We start from the raw sequence: 15,665 nt of genomic DNA, 5'->3' as shown, positions 1-15,665 counted from the left end.
TGCATCGTTTCCAGTACTATATACCTATTATATCCTGAAATATCTAAAAATACAATGTATTTTTAAGTTATTATGCAAAAATTCTATCTACTATACTACGATATTGGGCGAGACTCTGACATTTTTTAATCTGTTTCATATCCTTTTCGCTATTTTGAAAAAGGTTTCCCATATAAAACCACAGCTCTTTCATTTTAAACAAAACATTTCTGTCCCCGGAAAATATCTCTTCATATCCATTACATATTTCATCATGGAATGCCTTCAATTTCTTCTTATCTAGCTTAGTTTCTTGTGATTCAAACATATCTATTAGCTGTGGATTGGAAATAATTCCTCTTCCTAGCATCACTTTTTCTGTGTTTGGAAACTCTTTCAACAATTGTTCATAATCGGACTTGGTAAAAATATCTCCATTGTAACATAATGGATTTTTGCTTTCCTTTACTGCATATTCGTATGCCTGCCAATCAGGCTTATTTTTATAAAAATCTGTCTGAATCCTTGGATGCACAATCAATTCTTCCATTGGATATTGATTATAAATGGAAAGCAACCTGTTCCACTCTTCTGCATCTTCTTTTCCGATTCTGGTCTTTATGGAAATCTTCATATGCAGATTTTCAAAAACTTCCTCTAAAAAAGCATCTAACTGTTCCAGATAAGCTAAAAATCCTGACCCACGTCCCTTGGATACCACTGTTCCGGAAGGACACCCCAGATTCAGGTTGATTTCCTCATATCCATACTCTTGAAGTGTCTTTCCTATGCGAATGAAATCTGTGGCATTATTGGTCAATATCTGTGGCACTACCTTCATTCCCTGATTATGCTCTGGAAGAATATCCTTTTCTTCTCTGCTGTTCAAACATCGCTTGGTATGGGGACTAATAAATGGTGTAAAATATTTCTCTACATTATGAAAGTATTTCTCGTAAGCATTTCGATAAATATATCCGGTAATTCCTTCTAATGGTGCTAAATAAAATTTCATAATTTTCTCACTATAACTGGCTTAAAATCCGGTCAAACAGTGCTCCTGCTACTTCTTCTTTTTTCATTATCGGAAGTTCTTCACAAGCATCTTTTGTAATCACTGTAACAATATTGGTATCCGTTCCAAATCCGGCTCCGGCTACTTTTAGATTATTAGCAACAATCATGTCCAGATTCTTTTTCGCCAACTTTGCTCTGGAATTCTCCAACATATTCTGGGTTTCCATGGAAAATCCACAAATAAACTGCTGTTTTTTCCTCTGTGTTAATGTTCCAATAATATCGGTTGTGCGTTCCAATGGAATGTTCATTTCACCATCTGACTTTTTAATCTTATGGTCTGCCACAGTGGTAGGTCGATAATCTGCCACTGCTGCTGCCATCAGTATAATATCCTGTGTATCAAATGCATCGTTTACTGCCTGAAACATTTCCTCTGCTGTTGTAACGTCTATTACCTTCATAAAACGTGGTCTTTTCAACTGTGTCGGTCCACTTACTAATGTAACCTCTGCTCCACGCCTTGCTGCATTTTCTGCAATAGCATATCCCATTTTTCCGGTAGAATGATTGGTAATATATCGTACCGGGTCTAAAGATTCTCTGGTAGGTCCGGCAGTAACAAGCACCTTTTTTCCTACCATATCTTTTTCACAGGCAATTTCCTGTAAAATGCAATCTAATAACATCTCCGGCTCCGGCATTTTTCCTTTTCCGGTATCACCACATGCCAAATGTCCTGCTGCCGGTTCTATCAACTGATAGCCCAGACTTTCTAATTTTCTCATATTTTCCTGCGTTACAGGATTGTCGTACATATGTGTATTCATGGCGGGAGATAACAAAATCGGTGCAGTACATGCCAACATGGTGGATGTCAGCATATCATCTGCTATTCCGTGTGCTAACTTTGCAATTACATTGGCTGTAGCCGGTGCAATCATTACAATATCTGCCTCCGCAGCCATGGCAATATGTGCTACATGATATCCGCTATTTCGCTCAAAGGTATCATCAATTACTTTATTTCCTGTTAATGTTTCAAAGGTAACCGGTGAAATAAACTGTTCTGCATTCTTTGTCATAATTACATGAACATCTGCATTAAGCTTTACCAGCATGCTCGCTAAGTTGGCAATCTTATATGCTGCAATACTTCCGGTTACTCCAAGTAATACATGCTTTCCTTTTAACATAACTACCTCCTGCTGATTTTGCGAAGTACCATTCCAATAGCTGCTACTAAAATTGCAGCTACTACTGCTTCAATAATTCCGTTAAAACTAATAACACCTAAAATAACGCCTGTTACTGCATTTGCACTTACTTTTAACGCTTTTGCATAGTCTTCTTTGTAAAAAATATAAATCATTGGCATTACTAATAATGTATTTACCAAGGCACCGCTTACACCTGCATACAAATATCCCAAAAATGCACCTTCTTTTGCCTTGATACCAACCTGTGCAACTACAAAGAAAATAACTGCAACTACTGCTCCTACAATCCATCCGATTGTATTTGCATTTTTCATTTCGATTCCTTTTCCGATAAACGCATGAACTGCTACTAATAACAGTGCACTGATTACCAGATTACAGACAACCTTTCCTGCTTTTTCTCTTTCACCGGAAACTAATTTTACAATTCCCTTGTATACAAAGTAAGGTACAATACCTACTAAAATTCTTGGTACAAAACAAATAATGGTACTTTTCACGATACCGGATGGACCTACGAAACTGCTTGCCAGAATCGGTGAAAAAACAAATGCTGACATGGAAGTAGGCATAATTGTATTTTTAATAAAACTGGTTAAACCAAACACAAATCCAAGAAATGCACCCTTTTTCGGTCCACAAAAGATTGCTCCCAGAATAACCGGAATATGTATAATCGTTGCATTAATAACCACTAATGGGATATACCCCAATGGTGTGAATGCCATCACAATGATAATGGCAGTAAACAGTGCTGTTAGAACCAATTCATAAGATTTTGACTTATTCATAACTTTTCCTCTTCTTTCCGCTGATAGCCTCCACCTGGGTAGACTTCAACTTAATAAGTATTATCACGCACTATATCATAGCATGTAATTGTTCATTTGTCATGTATAAAAATAAGACCAGCCTAAGCTAGTCTTACCTTTTACATCGTAGAAAACACCGTGCTATATCCGAACACACATTATTTTTTCATTCCTTCCGGCATCGGTCTTTTCTTAGCGGTAAATTCTGTTACATGGATTTTTATTACATTTACAATAGAAACTAATTGTTCATTAAATGAAAAATCTTTTCCCGTCTGTGTTTTCATTAAAATTGCCATTGCTTCGATTTTTTCTTCTACATCCTCCACAATCTCGGCAGTTCCCTTCCCCATAACACTGGAATAAACCATTCCGTACTGACATGCTACTTTTCCTTCAAATGGCATAGTATCACATTCCATTTCAAAGCACACTTTTGGATTTGCCTGAATTAAATCATATTTATATCCCTTTTTTGCTCCATGCAGATAAAGGGTAAGTTGACCATTTTCGTAAGTATATCCATAATTCATTGGCACAATATATGGCTGATCCTTGTCCACCAATCCGATATGCACCACTTTGCATTTATCTAGTATTGCTAAAATTTCCTGAATATCTGTGATTTCTCGTTCTCTTTTTGTCATTTTCCCTTCACCTTCTCCTTACGATTCTTTCGCCTTTGTTACGAACTCCTCTATTATTTTCTGACTATAACTGCTCTTTTTATAGGAAAATTCCGGATGCCACTGAATCCCCCAGACAAATTTCTTATCCGGCATATAGATTCCCTCTACCAGCCCGTCGGGAGCAACTGCCATCTTCTGAAATCCCTTTCCGATTACTTTTACCCCTTGATGATGGTAACTGTTTACCGGTATTTTTTCTTCCTGCAATAGTTGAAAAATCGGGGTATCTCTCACCAAATCTACCATATGGGCAGTTCTGTCATACGGTGGCTGCATGTGATGTTCGATGTCACTTTCAAGTTCACTGGGTAAATCCTGATACAAGGTTCCACCTGATACTGCGTTCATAATCTGGATTCCTCGACAAATTCCAAGTACTGCTTTATTCTCATGTACTGCATGCGTAAAAATATATTTATCCATGCTATCCCGCAAAGCAGATGTCTCTCCACACACTGGCTTTCTTTCTTCTCCGTAAAGCTCCGGCGTTACATCTTGTCCACCGGTTAGAAGGAATCCGTCACAAGTTTCTAAAAAGTAATTTAGCTCTTCTACCCTCTCTGTCAACGGAAGCATCATTGGAATTGCTCCTGCTTCTTCTAAGGATTTCATATATCCGGGAATCATCCAATAACTGTCCTTTTCCTTATCATATAAAGGCATAATTCCGATAATTGGTGTATTTTTGAACATAATCTCTCCTTTATTTTCCATGAAATATTATATTCATTTTATCGTATTTTCTTTTCTGCATCAATTATCCTTTCGGGTGATTCTTTTTCTTAAAACCTTACACACTTTATAATAATATCGGAAATCTCTTCTATTTCCTATTGCACAAAAAAAGACAGCTTACACTGTCTTTTTCGCTAAAATATTCTTTTTACAAGAACTAATCGGATACCATTTGCACCCTTGACAAATATCATCCATTCGCTCAGATGTCATCTGATTATCAATTTCTTGAATAATTTCCTGATAGATATAAGTCTTTTCTTCTATTCCGAAATACTCTGCTGTTTTCCGGTCAAAAGATTTTACCTTTTCCTGTGTACTGCATATATCTGTTCCCTGTTTACTTGGACAATGCTCACATAAATCATCTGTAGAATATACAATGGTTACTTCTGTTACTTCTTCTGTTCGTAATCTTCTCACAACTTCATTCATATTTTCTACAAATTCATTACTATATCCTTTACCTGAATACCCTTGTGTACACAATAAATGATGGGGACGTAGTTTTATCGACATGCTGCTTTTCTCACTACCTTTCGCACCGGAAGCCCAATAATTACCGCAAAAATTGCCTTAATAATGGCTGTAGGAATAAACGGAAGTACACATGCTTCAAATCCTACTAAGAAACTGCTCTTCATTGCAAAACAGAACCATAAAATTCCTGCAATATAGTTCACAACTGTTCCTGCTACAATTCCAATTACCATTGCAATCACGGACATTGTTTTATTCTTGGTATGTATGTCCATTCCTAAACCTATTAACAATGCCATAATTGGAAAGGACATTAGAAATCCTCCGGTTGGACCGATAACTTTGTCATATCCTCCACTGAGATTTGCAAATACCGGTACTCCTACTGCTCCAAGTAGTACATATACTAATGAAGCAATAGTACTGTTCTTTGCGCCTAATACAATTGCTACAAGTGTAATTGCAAATGTCTGCATAGTCATTGGTACACCATATGGCATAGGAATAGAAATCTGTGCCATAATTGCAATAATTGCAGCAGACATTCCTATCATACACATATCCTGTACAGATAATTTTGATTTTTTCATAAGTAAGCTCCTCCTTTTATCTGTTAGTAGTATAAAAGAAAGAGCGCTAATTGTCAACCTGTTTTTATTTCAGGTTTACAATCTTTTTCTACTTCTGTCTTACCAGGAATATCTCTTTTCCGATTATAATTCCTTTTGCATCTGTTCCGTGTCCTATTTTGCCGGTCTTTACCACAGGCAGTTCCCCTGCATATCTTTTTACCAGTTCCACCATATCAGGAACACAGCCCGCCTCTTCCATTTTGGTAAATGTTCCTAACAAAATGCCACTGACTTTTTCAAATACTCCCATTTGTTGTAATTGGCTCAAATAAGTGGTCATTTGCGGAACACCTCCGCCCCATGCTTCTAACAATAACACTTTTCCTTCTACATCCGGAAAATACGGCGTTCCTGCCAATTTCAAAAAGCATCTGATATTTCCACCTATTACACTTCCCTGCAATGTTTCTCCCTGTACAAACTCGTATGGAAACGAAAACAAACTGTTATTTTTCTCAAAAATGGTGGCTGCAAAATCTTTCTGTTGCTTTTCTCCATTATCATAAATGAGATTACGAATCTGATACAACACAGAAGTATTTCCTGTCTGTGCATAAATTGCATTCAAGATTGTAGTTAAATCACTATATCCCCAAAACTGCTTTTTACTGTTGCCAATTACTTTAAAGTCTAAATAGGGCAATATCTCATTTGCAATATCACCACCGGAAATATCAAAAATTGCTTTGATTTCAGTATCTTTATAAAACTCCATCAAAGACTCTGCCCGCTCTTTCGCCGAACCACTGAATCCTGCTCCTTTATCAAAAATATATTTACTAAATACAGGGACTAATCCTAGCTCTATCAGTGTCTCTTTCAATATTTCTATTTGTTGTCTCGCTGTCTGCGGTTGTCCATTAGAACAACATACAATGCCTATTTTATCGCCTTTTTTCACGGTGATTTTCCTTTCTAAAATCTAATTGTACAAGTTTTTCTCACTTTTCTTTCCTATCCCTTTGACACCTTTTTAAGATAATAATTTTTAAGTTCATTTTCTTTTTTTAATCTCTCATTTTCTTCTTTCAAGTATTGCATATATTCTCTGCATAATTTTACCCCACCACGAACAGTGATGTCCTCAACCAACTTCTTGTCATCCCCCACTTGCCTTTCAATTGACACCGTCTTACATCCCCTTTATAATATGGTAGTAAATTACGTTTTTCAACATTTTAACTGCAAGGAGACAAACATGCCAAACATTATAGAGATAACTGATTTTAATGCACCTGAACTTGATATCTATGCTCGTCTTACCGAGAATCAACTCCTAAACCGCCACGAACCGGAAAAAGGACTCTTTATTGCAGAAAGTCCTAAAGTAATTGACCGCGCCTTAGATGCAGGATGTGTTCCTGTTTCTCTATTATTGGAAAAAAAGCATATCGAAGGACAAGCAAAAAATATCATCACCCGCTGTGGCAATGTTCCTGTCTACACCGCAGAGTTTGATATACTTACTCAACTTACCGGCTTTGCGTTGACCCGTGGAGCACTTTGTGCTATGTATCGTCCAAAGTTACCATCTGTAGAAGATATTTGCAAAAATGCAAAACGAATTGCTATCTTAGAAAATGTTATGAACCCAACAAATGTGGGAGCAATTTTTCGCAGTGCTGCTGCACTAAATATTGATGCAGTATTACTTACTCCTGCCTGCAGTAATCCACTATATCGACGTTCTATTCGTGTCAGTATGGGAACCGTATTTCAGATTCCCTGGACATTTATTGGTGATAAATCAGAAAATTGGGCAACTCATGGTATCGAACAACTTCATAGACTCGGCTTTAAAACTGCTGCTATGGCATTGTGCGAAAAATCTGTCAGTATTGATGACCCAAATCTTATGTCAGAAAGCAAGCTGGCTATTATTTTAGGCACAGAAGGGGATGGTCTGGCTACTTCTACCATTGCAGACTGTGACTATACCGTCTGTATCCCCATGTCTCATGGTGTAGACTCATTAAATGTTGCTGCGGCAAGTGCAGTTGCTTTCTGGCAGTTAGGAAATCGGTAATTTCTACATTTCCTAACTAACAAATTAGACATCGTTATTCCAGAATAATTTTATACGTTGTCAGCTCACATCTCACACTTTCTTAGAAATCAAACTCTCTTTCATGTTTCTTAAAAAATTCATAGTAAACTCGCACACTTTCCAATTCTGTCCATTTTTTCACATCCACCGGATTTTCATCCAAATCATAAATCTTTGCCCCCTTTAGGGAAAGCAAAAACGGAGAATGTGTCGCAATTACAAATTGACAACCGAAAAATCGTGCCGAATCCTCTATAAATTGAAGTAATTCCTGCTGTCTTTCCGGTGATAAACTATTTTCCGGCTCGTCTAGCAGATACAATCCACTTTCTTTTATCTTGTCTGCAAAATAGATAAAAGCACTCTCTCCATTAGAATGTTCCCGCACATTATCCATAAGATTATTTCTTATGTACTTTGATTGTGTTTTACTCCTTGCCATATTTACCTTTTTTAGCTGCTCATAATCTGCTAAAGACTTCATTTGAAATTTTGCATATTTTACATCCAGGTACTCTTGAAATAAATCCTCTCTTTTAACGTTAATACCATCATTGATGGTACGCAAGTTCAACATAAAATCAAACACATCATCACTGGTGACAATACGACTGTTCACTGGAATTTCCTGCGCTACTTCAAATTCACACATTTGTGTATAATCCTCAAAAAAATTAGATCGATTAAATAATGTATCTCTATCTAATTGTAATTTTTCTGCTATAACATTCAATGCAGTAGACTTTCCAGAACCATTTCCACCATATAAAATTGTAATCGGTTCGAAGTCTAAAACCTGCAAGTTATTTTTAGTTAATACCTGAAACGGATAGAAACTGTCATAACAGGTTCTTCTCATTCCCATGAGGAAATCATATTCTCTTTCTACATCCGGAAATTTGAACTGTGTTAAATATATCATGGTTATCTCCTAAATTTTATGATTAGTATTAGGGATTTTTATATCTCAACAACTAACACTTGTTCATTATCAAACTTTGTCTTATCCATTATCTCTCCATTTTTTAAATAAAATGCTCCTCCATGCGAAACACATATCTCGTCTTTGCATATAGAATTTACCATCAAAACGTTTTTGGAAATCAAGTTTGCTTGCTGTGCATAATCTAACATTTCTGTCTTCCACTCTTCTAATGAAAAATCAACAAAAACAGGCCAAATAAGTATACTATCCGTTTTAAACCTTTCAGGGAAAATCCATAAATCTCCACATAACCCTGTACTTAATTTTATTCCTCTATATGCAATATCTTCTACCTCATCACCTTCACAATAGTGTTCGTCTGTCTTTTCATATTCTTTCCAGTTTTTTGATATTCTTCGATAATTATATTTCACTTTTCCGCCTTCAATCAATACATACGAAGAATACAATTTTTCATCTGCTGGCTCTAGCTCAACGTAACCAACAAACAAGTCGATTTCATATTTTCTTGACAGTTCTTTTATGTAATATATTTCGTCTGAATCCAAGCTAACAGCCACCTGTTTATCATCCTCATACTTCCACTTCAAGGATTCAAATCCTTGTAAAAAAGTTTCTCCAAAACACAACAATTGAACATCTTTTTCTTTTGCTTCTTTTATTGCTTTTTCAATTTGAGATAAATTGAAACTAATATCGTTGTTTCTAAATTCATACGATGCTAATCCAAAACGCATTTTCTTTTCCTCCATAAAGGTTCATTTATATTAATTACAATATACTCCTCATTTTCCTATAATAGTTTCCCTAATACTGGCACACTCTCTATACCAAAATACCCCATATCAGCTACCAAGACTAACATGGGATACTTTCTTTTCATATCTTAACTTTCTTTATTACAACTGAATTTCTCACAAAGACTACTATTATCCGTCTTAGTTATCATTCATATTCGCCAACTTGGCTGCCTGGTCGGCTGCAATCAATGCATCCAAAATCTCTTGAATGTCTCCATTCATAATCTTATCTAACTTATACAAAGTAAGATTGATTCTGTGGTCTGTTACACGTCCCTGTGGGAAGTTATAGGTTCTAATCTTCTCTGAACGGTCCCCAGTACCAATCTGGCTTCTTCTTGCTTCAGCCTCTGCATCTTTCGCTTTCTGACATTCCAAATCATACAGTTTTGCACGCAACAATGCAAATGCCTTATCCTTATTTTGAAGCTGTGACTTTTCTGTCTGGCTGTAAATAACAATTCCGGTAGGATAATGGGTCAAACGAACCGCTGAGTCTGTAGTATTGACACACTGTCCACCATTTCCGGAAGCACGCATAACATCAATACGAATATCTTTTTCGTCAATGTGAACATCTACTTCCTCTGCCTCCGGCATTACTGCAACGGTAATTGTAGAGGTATGAATACGTCCGCCGGATTCTGTTTCTGGCACACGCTGTACACGGTGTACACCAGACTCATATTTCATTACAGAATATGCACCCTGTCCGGTAATCATAAAGGTAACATTTTTCATGCCGCCGATTCCGATTTCTTCACACTCTAATGTTTCTACTTTCCAGTTACGGCTTTCTGCATAATGGACATACATACGATAGATTTCTGCTGCAAACAATGCAGCTTCATCTCCACCTGCACCTGCACGAATTTCCACGATAACGTTTTTATCATCATTAGGGTCTTTTGGCAATAATAAAATTTTTAACTGATTTTCTAATTCTTCTACTTTTGCCTTAGACTCATTCAATTCTTCCTTTGCAAGCTCACGAAGTTCCTCATCGCTTTCTTCGTCTAACATTGCAAGAGAATCCTCTATATTCTGTTTTGCCTGCTTATATTCCTTATATGCCTCTACAATAGGAGCTAAATCACTCTGTTCTTTCATTAACTTACGAAACCGATTTGTATCATTTGCTACATCCGGCTCACTTAACTGATTCATGATTTCTTCGTAACGAATCAGAATATCTTCTAACTTATCAAACATTTCTTTCTTCCTTTCTACTGTACTGCTGGCAGATTTCCCATAACAACACGGTCATTTCCCGCAAGGTCTTTTACTACTCTTACGTTACGGTATCCATTACTTTCCATAATGGCCGCCACTTTTCCACCTTGATCATGACCAATTTCAAAATACAAATATCCATTTGAATTAAGAAAATTGCCTGCCTCACTTGCAATTTCCCGATAGAAATAAAGTCCGTCTTCCTTACCGTCTAATGCTTCCATAGGCTCAAAATTCTTTACTTCCGGCATCAGGCCACCAATTACTTCGGTTGGAATATATGGTGGATTGGAAATAATCATATCATAAGTTCCTGTGATACTTTTAAACAAATCACTACTTACAAATTCCACCTCTACCTGATTTTGCTTTGCATTTTCCTTTGCTACCAAAATAGCCTGCTTAGAAATATCACTTGCTGTTCCTGTCAGCCCTTCTTTGTACTTCATTAAACTAACAATAATGCACCCGGAACCTGTACACAAATCTAACACGTTCATTCCCGGCTCTAGTACCTTCAAAGCCTCTTCCACCAAAGTTTCTGTATCTTGCCTTGGAATCAAGACCTGAGAGTTTACTTTAAACTCCAGTCCCATAAATTCCTGACTTCCTGTAATATATTGTAATGGAATATGCTCTGCACGCTTTCTTAAAAGCACCTCATATTCCTGCCACTTTTCCGGCTCCATTTCTTCTCTACCCTTAAGGTAATACTGGCTTTTTTCTATTTTGCAGACGTATTCCATCAGATACCATGCATCCAATTCATAATCCAATACTTCTGCTTCCTTAAGAATCTCTTTTCCTTTGTTTAATGCCTCTTCTAATGTCATAACTATCCTCCTGTTTATTTTTTCTTTTGAGAATAGCTATCTCTCTTCTTCCTTGAGGTTTTTAATATATTCGCGCCAATCAAATACCGCCTCAACCGAAGCAATTCCTACTTCAATCATTTCTTCGTCTGGTTCTGCGGTAGTTAATTTCTGTAACCACAATCCCGGCTTACTTACTAAATTAACAATCACATTTTCACTTCTTCCGGCTAATCGCAATATTTCATAAGAAATACCTGCTACTACCGGAATAATGGCAAGTCGTAATACCATTCTAAGAATTCTTGAATCCACTCGAATAAACATCGTAAGTATAATCGTTATAATTAAAATAAAAAATAAGAAACTTGTTCCACAACGTTTATGTTCTCTGGAACTTTTTTTCACATTTTCCACATTTAACTCTAAACCATGTTCAATACAGTTAATACACTTATGTTCTGCTCCGTGATACATAAATACACGATGAATCTCTTCCATCTTAGATATCAGGAGAATATAACCAATAAAAATTGCAATTCGCAATATACTTTCAATTAAAATAATTACTGTTTCTGACTTTATAAATTTTTGAAAAAGCAAGGATGCATAAAACGGTAACATCATAAAAACAACCACCGCCACTAATACTGAAATTGCAACGGTAATCCCCATCTCTGCCTTTTCCTTTTTCTCAGACTTTGGCTTCTTTTCTTTTTCTTCTTCCTCTTCATAGAAGGACGCTGAAAACGTCAACGTAGACATTCCAAGAACCAAAGAATCGATAAAGTTAATTACACCACGAATAAATGGTATTTTCTTTATAGTCTTATTCGGACAAATTCCCTTATATTCTTTTTTCTCAACCACAATCTCATGGTCAGGCTTTCGTACTGCAACTGCATAGTAGTCCTGATTTTTCATCATGACTCCTTCCATAACAGCCTGCCCACCAATTCCCGAGTATGCCATATTATAACAACTCCTATCAAATTTTCATGCACTCATAGCTTTTTCATCGCTACTCACGTAAAAAATAGAGGATGTCCAAGTAAAAAGACATCCTCTTTTTGTGTGGTTCATTACTGATTGTTCATGCCATACTTCTTATTAAACTTATCAATACGTCCACGAGCCTGTGCAGCCTTCTGCTGTCCAGTGTAGAACGGATGGCACTTGGAACAGATTTCAACATGGATATCCTCTTTTGTTGAACCTGTAACAAAAGTATTTCCACAGTTACATGTTACAGTTGCCTGATAATATTCTGGATGGATTCCTTCTCTCATGATTTCACCTCTTCATACTATATTTTCAATCTTGTTCATCGATTTTCATAATTTACATTGCTGTCTGTACAACAGCTTTATTAGTGTAGCACATATTTCTACGATATGCAAGTTTTTTTTCAAATTTAGCTAAATAAGTTTTGTTCTTTTCACCATCTGGCAGAACTCATGATTGTTCTGTGTACGAACAAACATGTTCAATATACTTTCTACTGCTTCGTCTGCTTTCATGCCATTGATTGCTCTACGCATAATCTCTACGGCTTCTTTTTCTTCCTGATTCAGTAACAGATCTTCTCTTCGAGTTCCTGATTTTACAATATCCACTGCCGGGAACACTCTTCGCTCAGAAAGTTTTCTATCCAAAATAATTTCCATGTTACCGGTTCCCTTAAATTCTTCGTAAACTACATCATCCATACGGCTTCCTGTCTCTACCAATGCAGTAGCAAGAATAGTGATACTTCCACCTTCTCGCATATTTCTTGCTGCACCGAAAAATCTCTTTGGCATATGTAATGCAGCCGGGTCAATACCACCGGATAAGGTTCTTCCGCTTGGCGGCACAATAAGGTTGTATGCTCTTGCAAGACGTGTAATACTGTCTAAAAGAATCATAACATCCTTGCCCTGCTCCACTAAACGTCTTCCTCGTTCAATTACCATTTCCGATACACGTTTATGATGTTCCGGCAACTCATCGAAAGTAGAATAAATAACTTCTACATTTTTTCCGCGGATAGCCTCTTTAATATCTGTTACTTCTTCCGGTCGTTCATCAATTAATAGAATAATCAAATGCATATCCGGATTATTTCTCGTTACGGAACGTGCTACCTGCTTTAACAAGGTTGTTTTACCTGCCTTTGGCGGAGATACAATCATACCACGCTGTCCTTTTCCGATTGGAGATACCAAATCCATAATACGCATTGCTACACCGCCCTTTTCGTTTTCTAAGCGTATTCTTTCATTTGGGAAAATTGGTGTCAGGTCTTCAAAATTTGGTCGTTTCAAAATAACGGATGGATGACATCCATTAATGCTCTTAATATAAAGCAATGCACTAAACTTTTCCTGCTGCGTCTTAATCTTGGTATTTCCACAGATTACATCACCCGTTTTTAATCCAAATCTGCGAATTTGAGCAGGAGAAACATATACATCATTCTCTCCCGGAAGATAATTCTCACTACGAATGAATCCAAATCCATCCCCCATGACTTCTAAAATTCCCTTAGCACTGATTCCACTATCTAATTCCGGATTTTCTATTTCTATTCCATCTTTGGTTACTACTTTGTTTGGAGACTTTTCTTTTCGTTCTTCATAATGTTCTTCACGTTTTTCCTCGTGTCTCTCTTCTCTTTTCTCGTTTCTGTCTGACTTATCTGTTTTTTCTTTTTCTATTTTCTTATCTTTTTTCTTTTTGACTTTTACTGTCTTTTCCTGACTTTCTTCCTGGGCAGCCTTCTTTGCACTCTCCTCTTTGGCAACTTTTTCATCTTCCTTAAGCATTAATTCCACCAATTCACTCTTCTTTAACCCAGAAAGACCTTTCAGTCCCCTTGCCTTTGCCACCTCTCTTAATACTGTTACTGATAAACTTTCATACTTTTCTCTCATACCTAATCTCCTTTGGCTGTTATTACGGGAATAAATTGTCAGATACGACACCGATTTTAACCATATACAATAAATGGTATTATACACTATCTTTTTCTAAATAGGAAGTCCTTTTTCTTGATTTGTTTTTTTTTTCATGTTATGCTTATTAAAGTTTGATTACATATTATTAATGAATAAGGAGCGAATACACATGACAACCAACGAAAAAGCTTTACTTTTGCATAAAGAATGGAATGGTAAATTAGAAACTGTCTCAAAGGCACCGGTAAAATCCCGTGATGATTTATCCATTGCATACACCCCAGGTGTGGCAGAACCTTGCAGAAAAATTGCAGAAAATCCAGAAGATGCTTATGTATACACTATGAAGGCAAATACGGTAGCTGTAGTCTCTGACGGAAGCGCAGTCCTTGGTTTAGGAAACATCGGACCTTATGCTGCTATGCCTGTTATGGAAGGAAAATGTGTTCTGTTTAAAGAATTCGGTGGTGTCAATGCCGTACCGATTTGCTTAGATACACAGGATACAGAGGAAATCATCAAAGCAGTTACTTATCTTGCGCCAGGATTCGGCGGAATCAATCTGGAGGATATTTCAGCTCCACGTTGTTTTGAAATCGAAGAACGTTTAAAAGAAAAGCTTTCTATCCCTGTATTTCACGATGACCAACATGGTACTGCTATTGTTGTACTTGCCGGAATCATCAATGCCTTAAAGGTAACAGGAAAGGTAAAAGAAGATTGTAAAGTAGTGGTAAACGGTGCCGGTTCTGCCGGAATTGCTATTACAAAATTACTTTTAACTTACGGATTTAAACATGTTACCATGTGTGACCGTCTGGGTATGATTAACAAAGATTATCCTGATTTGAACTGGATGCAGAAAAAAATGACCGAAGTAACAAACTTGGAAAACAAATCCGGAAGCCTTGCGGATGCTTTAAAAGGTGCAGATATTTTTGTTGGAGTTTCCGCTCCAAACATCGTTTCTGCGGAAATGGTATCTTCCATGAACAAAGATGCTATCCTCTTTGCTATGGCAAATCCGGTCCCTGAAATTATGCCTGACGTTGCCAAGGCTGCCGGTGCTAAGGTTGTGGGAACAGGTCGAAGTGATTTTCCAAACCAGATTAACAATGTGGTTGCTTTCCCTGGTATCTTCAAGGGTGCTTTGGAAGGACGTGCGACTCAGATTACAGAAGAAATGAAACTAGCCGCTGCCAATGCCCTTGCAGGATTGGTATCTGACGAAGAATTAAATGAAGATTTTATTATGCCGGAAGCTTTTGACCCTCGTGTAGCGCAGGTTGTCAGCGAGGCTGTAAAGTCTCATATTCAAAAGTAA

Annotated in this window: 18 protein-coding genes; 2 read left to right on the top strand and 16 right to left on the bottom strand. The window is 37.0% G+C overall.

The genetic code is table 11. From position 1 onward, the window contains the following. Window positions 1–70 precede the first annotated feature (70 nt). From KQI83_RS02985 to KQI83_RS02945, 9 genes are all read right to left on the bottom strand, one after another. Window positions 71–994, bottom strand: a complete 924-nt coding sequence (locus KQI83_RS02985) for a tRNA dihydrouridine synthase (protein WP_216554653.1) — start codon at window positions 992–994, stop codon at window positions 71–73. 10 nt (window positions 995–1,004) lie between these two features. After that, window positions 1,005–2,192 carry a bifunctional phosphopantothenoylcysteine decarboxylase/phosphopantothenate--cysteine ligase CoaBC gene (gene coaBC / locus KQI83_RS02980; protein WP_216554652.1) on the bottom strand — a complete coding sequence of 396 codons (1,188 nt, stop codon included), beginning with the start codon at window positions 2,190–2,192 and terminating at the stop codon, window positions 1,005–1,007. Window positions 2,193–2,194: 2 nt separating this feature from the next. Next, window positions 2,195–3,007: an ECF transporter S component gene (locus KQI83_RS02975; RefSeq protein ID WP_216554651.1), complete on the bottom strand. Its 813-nt coding sequence runs from the start codon at window positions 3,005–3,007 to the stop codon at window positions 2,195–2,197. 179 nt (window positions 3,008–3,186) lie between these two features. Next, window positions 3,187–3,675 carry a pyridoxamine 5'-phosphate oxidase family protein gene (locus tag KQI83_RS02970; protein ID WP_216554649.1) on the bottom strand — a complete coding sequence of 163 codons (489 nt, stop codon included), beginning with the start codon at window positions 3,673–3,675 and terminating at the stop codon, window positions 3,187–3,189. A gap of 18 nt (window positions 3,676–3,693) precedes the next feature. After that, entirely contained in the window at window positions 3,694–4,410 is a 717-nt protein-coding gene (locus tag KQI83_RS02965; RefSeq protein WP_216554647.1) for a gamma-glutamyl-gamma-aminobutyrate hydrolase family protein, read from the bottom strand. A gap of 159 nt (window positions 4,411–4,569) precedes the next feature. Beyond that, window positions 4,570–4,971: a DUF1284 domain-containing protein gene (locus KQI83_RS02960; RefSeq protein WP_216554646.1), complete on the bottom strand. Its 402-nt coding sequence runs from the start codon at window positions 4,969–4,971 to the stop codon at window positions 4,570–4,572. Then, the gene (locus KQI83_RS02955) at window positions 4,962–5,522 is read right to left on the bottom strand and encodes a biotin transporter BioY (protein ID WP_216554645.1); all 561 of its coding nucleotides are present in this window, start codon (window positions 5,520–5,522) and stop codon (window positions 4,962–4,964) included. Before KQI83_RS02955 ends, KQI83_RS02960 begins: the two co-directional genes overlap by 10 nt. 88 nt (window positions 5,523–5,610) lie before the next feature. Then, window positions 5,611–6,465 carry a S66 family peptidase gene (locus tag KQI83_RS02950; protein ID WP_330622299.1) on the bottom strand — a complete coding sequence of 285 codons (855 nt, stop codon included), beginning with the start codon at window positions 6,463–6,465 and terminating at the stop codon, window positions 5,611–5,613. 53 nt (window positions 6,466–6,518) lie between these two features. Continuing rightward, on the bottom strand, window positions 6,519–6,692 hold the full coding sequence (locus KQI83_RS02945) for a hypothetical protein (protein WP_216554644.1): 174 nt from the start codon (window positions 6,690–6,692) through the stop codon (window positions 6,519–6,521). Window positions 6,693–6,762: 70 nt separating this feature from the next. Between KQI83_RS02945 and KQI83_RS02940 the strand changes: the two genes are divergently transcribed. Then, complete coding sequence (locus KQI83_RS02940) at window positions 6,763–7,590, top strand: TrmH family RNA methyltransferase (protein WP_216554643.1); 828 nt, start codon at window positions 6,763–6,765, stop codon at window positions 7,588–7,590. Window positions 7,591–7,672: 82 nt separating this feature from the next. Here the strand turns inward: KQI83_RS02940 and KQI83_RS02935 are convergent, their stop codons facing one another. The 7 genes from KQI83_RS02935 to rho form a co-directional block, all read right to left on the bottom strand. Continuing rightward, a complete protein-coding gene (locus KQI83_RS02935; RefSeq protein WP_216554641.1) occupies window positions 7,673–8,533 on the bottom strand; it encodes an AAA family ATPase in 861 nt (286 codons plus the stop codon). A 38-nt stretch (window positions 8,534–8,571) separates the two neighbouring features. Continuing rightward, a complete protein-coding gene (locus tag KQI83_RS02930; protein WP_216554640.1) occupies window positions 8,572–9,294 on the bottom strand; it encodes a carbon-nitrogen hydrolase family protein in 723 nt (240 codons plus the stop codon). A 201-nt stretch (window positions 9,295–9,495) separates the two neighbouring features. After that, on the bottom strand, window positions 9,496–10,569 hold the full coding sequence (prfA, locus tag KQI83_RS02925; RefSeq protein WP_216554639.1) for a peptide chain release factor 1: 1,074 nt from the start codon (window positions 10,567–10,569) through the stop codon (window positions 9,496–9,498). 14 nt (window positions 10,570–10,583) lie between these two features. Beyond that, window positions 10,584–11,423 (bottom strand): peptide chain release factor N(5)-glutamine methyltransferase, encoded by an 840-nt coding sequence (gene prmC, locus KQI83_RS02920; protein ID WP_216554638.1) that lies wholly within the window; start codon window positions 11,421–11,423, stop codon window positions 10,584–10,586. A 36-nt stretch (window positions 11,424–11,459) separates the two neighbouring features. Continuing rightward, window positions 11,460–12,374 carry a DUF1385 domain-containing protein gene (locus tag KQI83_RS02915; protein WP_216554636.1) on the bottom strand — a complete coding sequence of 305 codons (915 nt, stop codon included), beginning with the start codon at window positions 12,372–12,374 and terminating at the stop codon, window positions 11,460–11,462. A 110-nt stretch (window positions 12,375–12,484) separates the two neighbouring features. Then, on the bottom strand, window positions 12,485–12,691 hold the full coding sequence (rpmE, locus tag KQI83_RS02910; RefSeq protein ID WP_216554634.1) for a 50S ribosomal protein L31: 207 nt from the start codon (window positions 12,689–12,691) through the stop codon (window positions 12,485–12,487). A gap of 129 nt (window positions 12,692–12,820) precedes the next feature. Further along, window positions 12,821–14,317, bottom strand: coding sequence for a transcription termination factor Rho (gene rho, locus KQI83_RS02905; protein WP_216554632.1), 1,497 nt, complete (start codon window positions 14,315–14,317; stop codon window positions 12,821–12,823). Window positions 14,318–14,510: 193 nt separating this feature from the next. Here rho and KQI83_RS02900 point away from each other — a divergent pair, with 193 nt between their 5' ends. Then, window positions 14,511–15,665 (top strand): NAD(P)-dependent malic enzyme, encoded by a 1,155-nt coding sequence (locus tag KQI83_RS02900; protein WP_216554629.1) that lies wholly within the window; start codon window positions 14,511–14,513, stop codon window positions 15,663–15,665.

Origin of the sequence: Roseburia sp. MSJ-14 (assembly GCF_018918225.1) — a bacterium.
In the GTDB taxonomy this organism is placed as follows: Bacteria; Bacillota; Clostridia; order Lachnospirales; family Lachnospiraceae; genus Petralouisia.
The sequence above is the reverse complement of the archived record's forward strand: the minus strand, read 5'-3'. Positions and strand labels throughout refer to the sequence as shown.

What these genes read in the sequence shown, in the direction of transcription:
- KQI83_RS02985 (WP_216554653.1), bottom strand. Translation starts at nt 994, where the DNA reads ATGAAATTTTATTTAGCACCATTAGAAGGAATTACCGGATATATTTAT.
- coaBC (WP_216554652.1), bottom strand. Translation starts at nt 2,192, where the DNA reads ATGTTAAAAGGAAAGCATGTATTACTTGGAGTAACCGGAAGTATTGCA.
- KQI83_RS02975 (WP_216554651.1), bottom strand. Translation starts at nt 3,007, where the DNA reads ATGAATAAGTCAAAATCTTATGAATTGGTTCTAACAGCACTGTTTACT.
- KQI83_RS02970 (WP_216554649.1), bottom strand. Translation starts at nt 3,675, where the DNA reads ATGACAAAAAGAGAACGAGAAATCACAGATATTCAGGAAATTTTAGCA.
- KQI83_RS02965 (WP_216554647.1), bottom strand. Translation starts at nt 4,410, where the DNA reads ATGTTCAAAAATACACCAATTATCGGAATTATGCCTTTATATGATAAG.
- KQI83_RS02960 (WP_216554646.1), bottom strand. Translation starts at nt 4,971, where the DNA reads ATGTCGATAAAACTACGTCCCCATCATTTATTGTGTACACAAGGGTAT.
- KQI83_RS02955 (WP_216554645.1), bottom strand. Translation starts at nt 5,522, where the DNA reads ATGAAAAAATCAAAATTATCTGTACAGGATATGTGTATGATAGGAATG.
- KQI83_RS02940 (WP_216554643.1), top strand. Translation starts at nt 6,763, where the DNA reads ATGCCAAACATTATAGAGATAACTGATTTTAATGCACCTGAACTTGAT.
- KQI83_RS02935 (WP_216554641.1), bottom strand. Translation starts at nt 8,533, where the DNA reads ATGATATATTTAACACAGTTCAAATTTCCGGATGTAGAAAGAGAATAT.
- KQI83_RS02930 (WP_216554640.1), bottom strand. Translation starts at nt 9,294, where the DNA reads ATGCGTTTTGGATTAGCATCGTATGAATTTAGAAACAACGATATTAGT.
- prfA (WP_216554639.1), bottom strand. Translation starts at nt 10,569, where the DNA reads ATGTTTGATAAGTTAGAAGATATTCTGATTCGTTACGAAGAAATCATG.
- prmC (WP_216554638.1), bottom strand. Translation starts at nt 11,423, where the DNA reads ATGACATTAGAAGAGGCATTAAACAAAGGAAAAGAGATTCTTAAGGAA.
- KQI83_RS02915 (WP_216554636.1), bottom strand. Translation starts at nt 12,374, where the DNA reads ATGGCATACTCGGGAATTGGTGGGCAGGCTGTTATGGAAGGAGTCATG.
- rpmE (WP_216554634.1), bottom strand. Translation starts at nt 12,691, where the DNA reads ATGAGAGAAGGAATCCATCCAGAATATTATCAGGCAACTGTAACATGT.
- rho (WP_216554632.1), bottom strand. Translation starts at nt 14,317, where the DNA reads ATGAGAGAAAAGTATGAAAGTTTATCAGTAACAGTATTAAGAGAGGTG.
- KQI83_RS02900 (WP_216554629.1), top strand. Translation starts at nt 14,511, where the DNA reads ATGACAACCAACGAAAAAGCTTTACTTTTGCATAAAGAATGGAATGGT.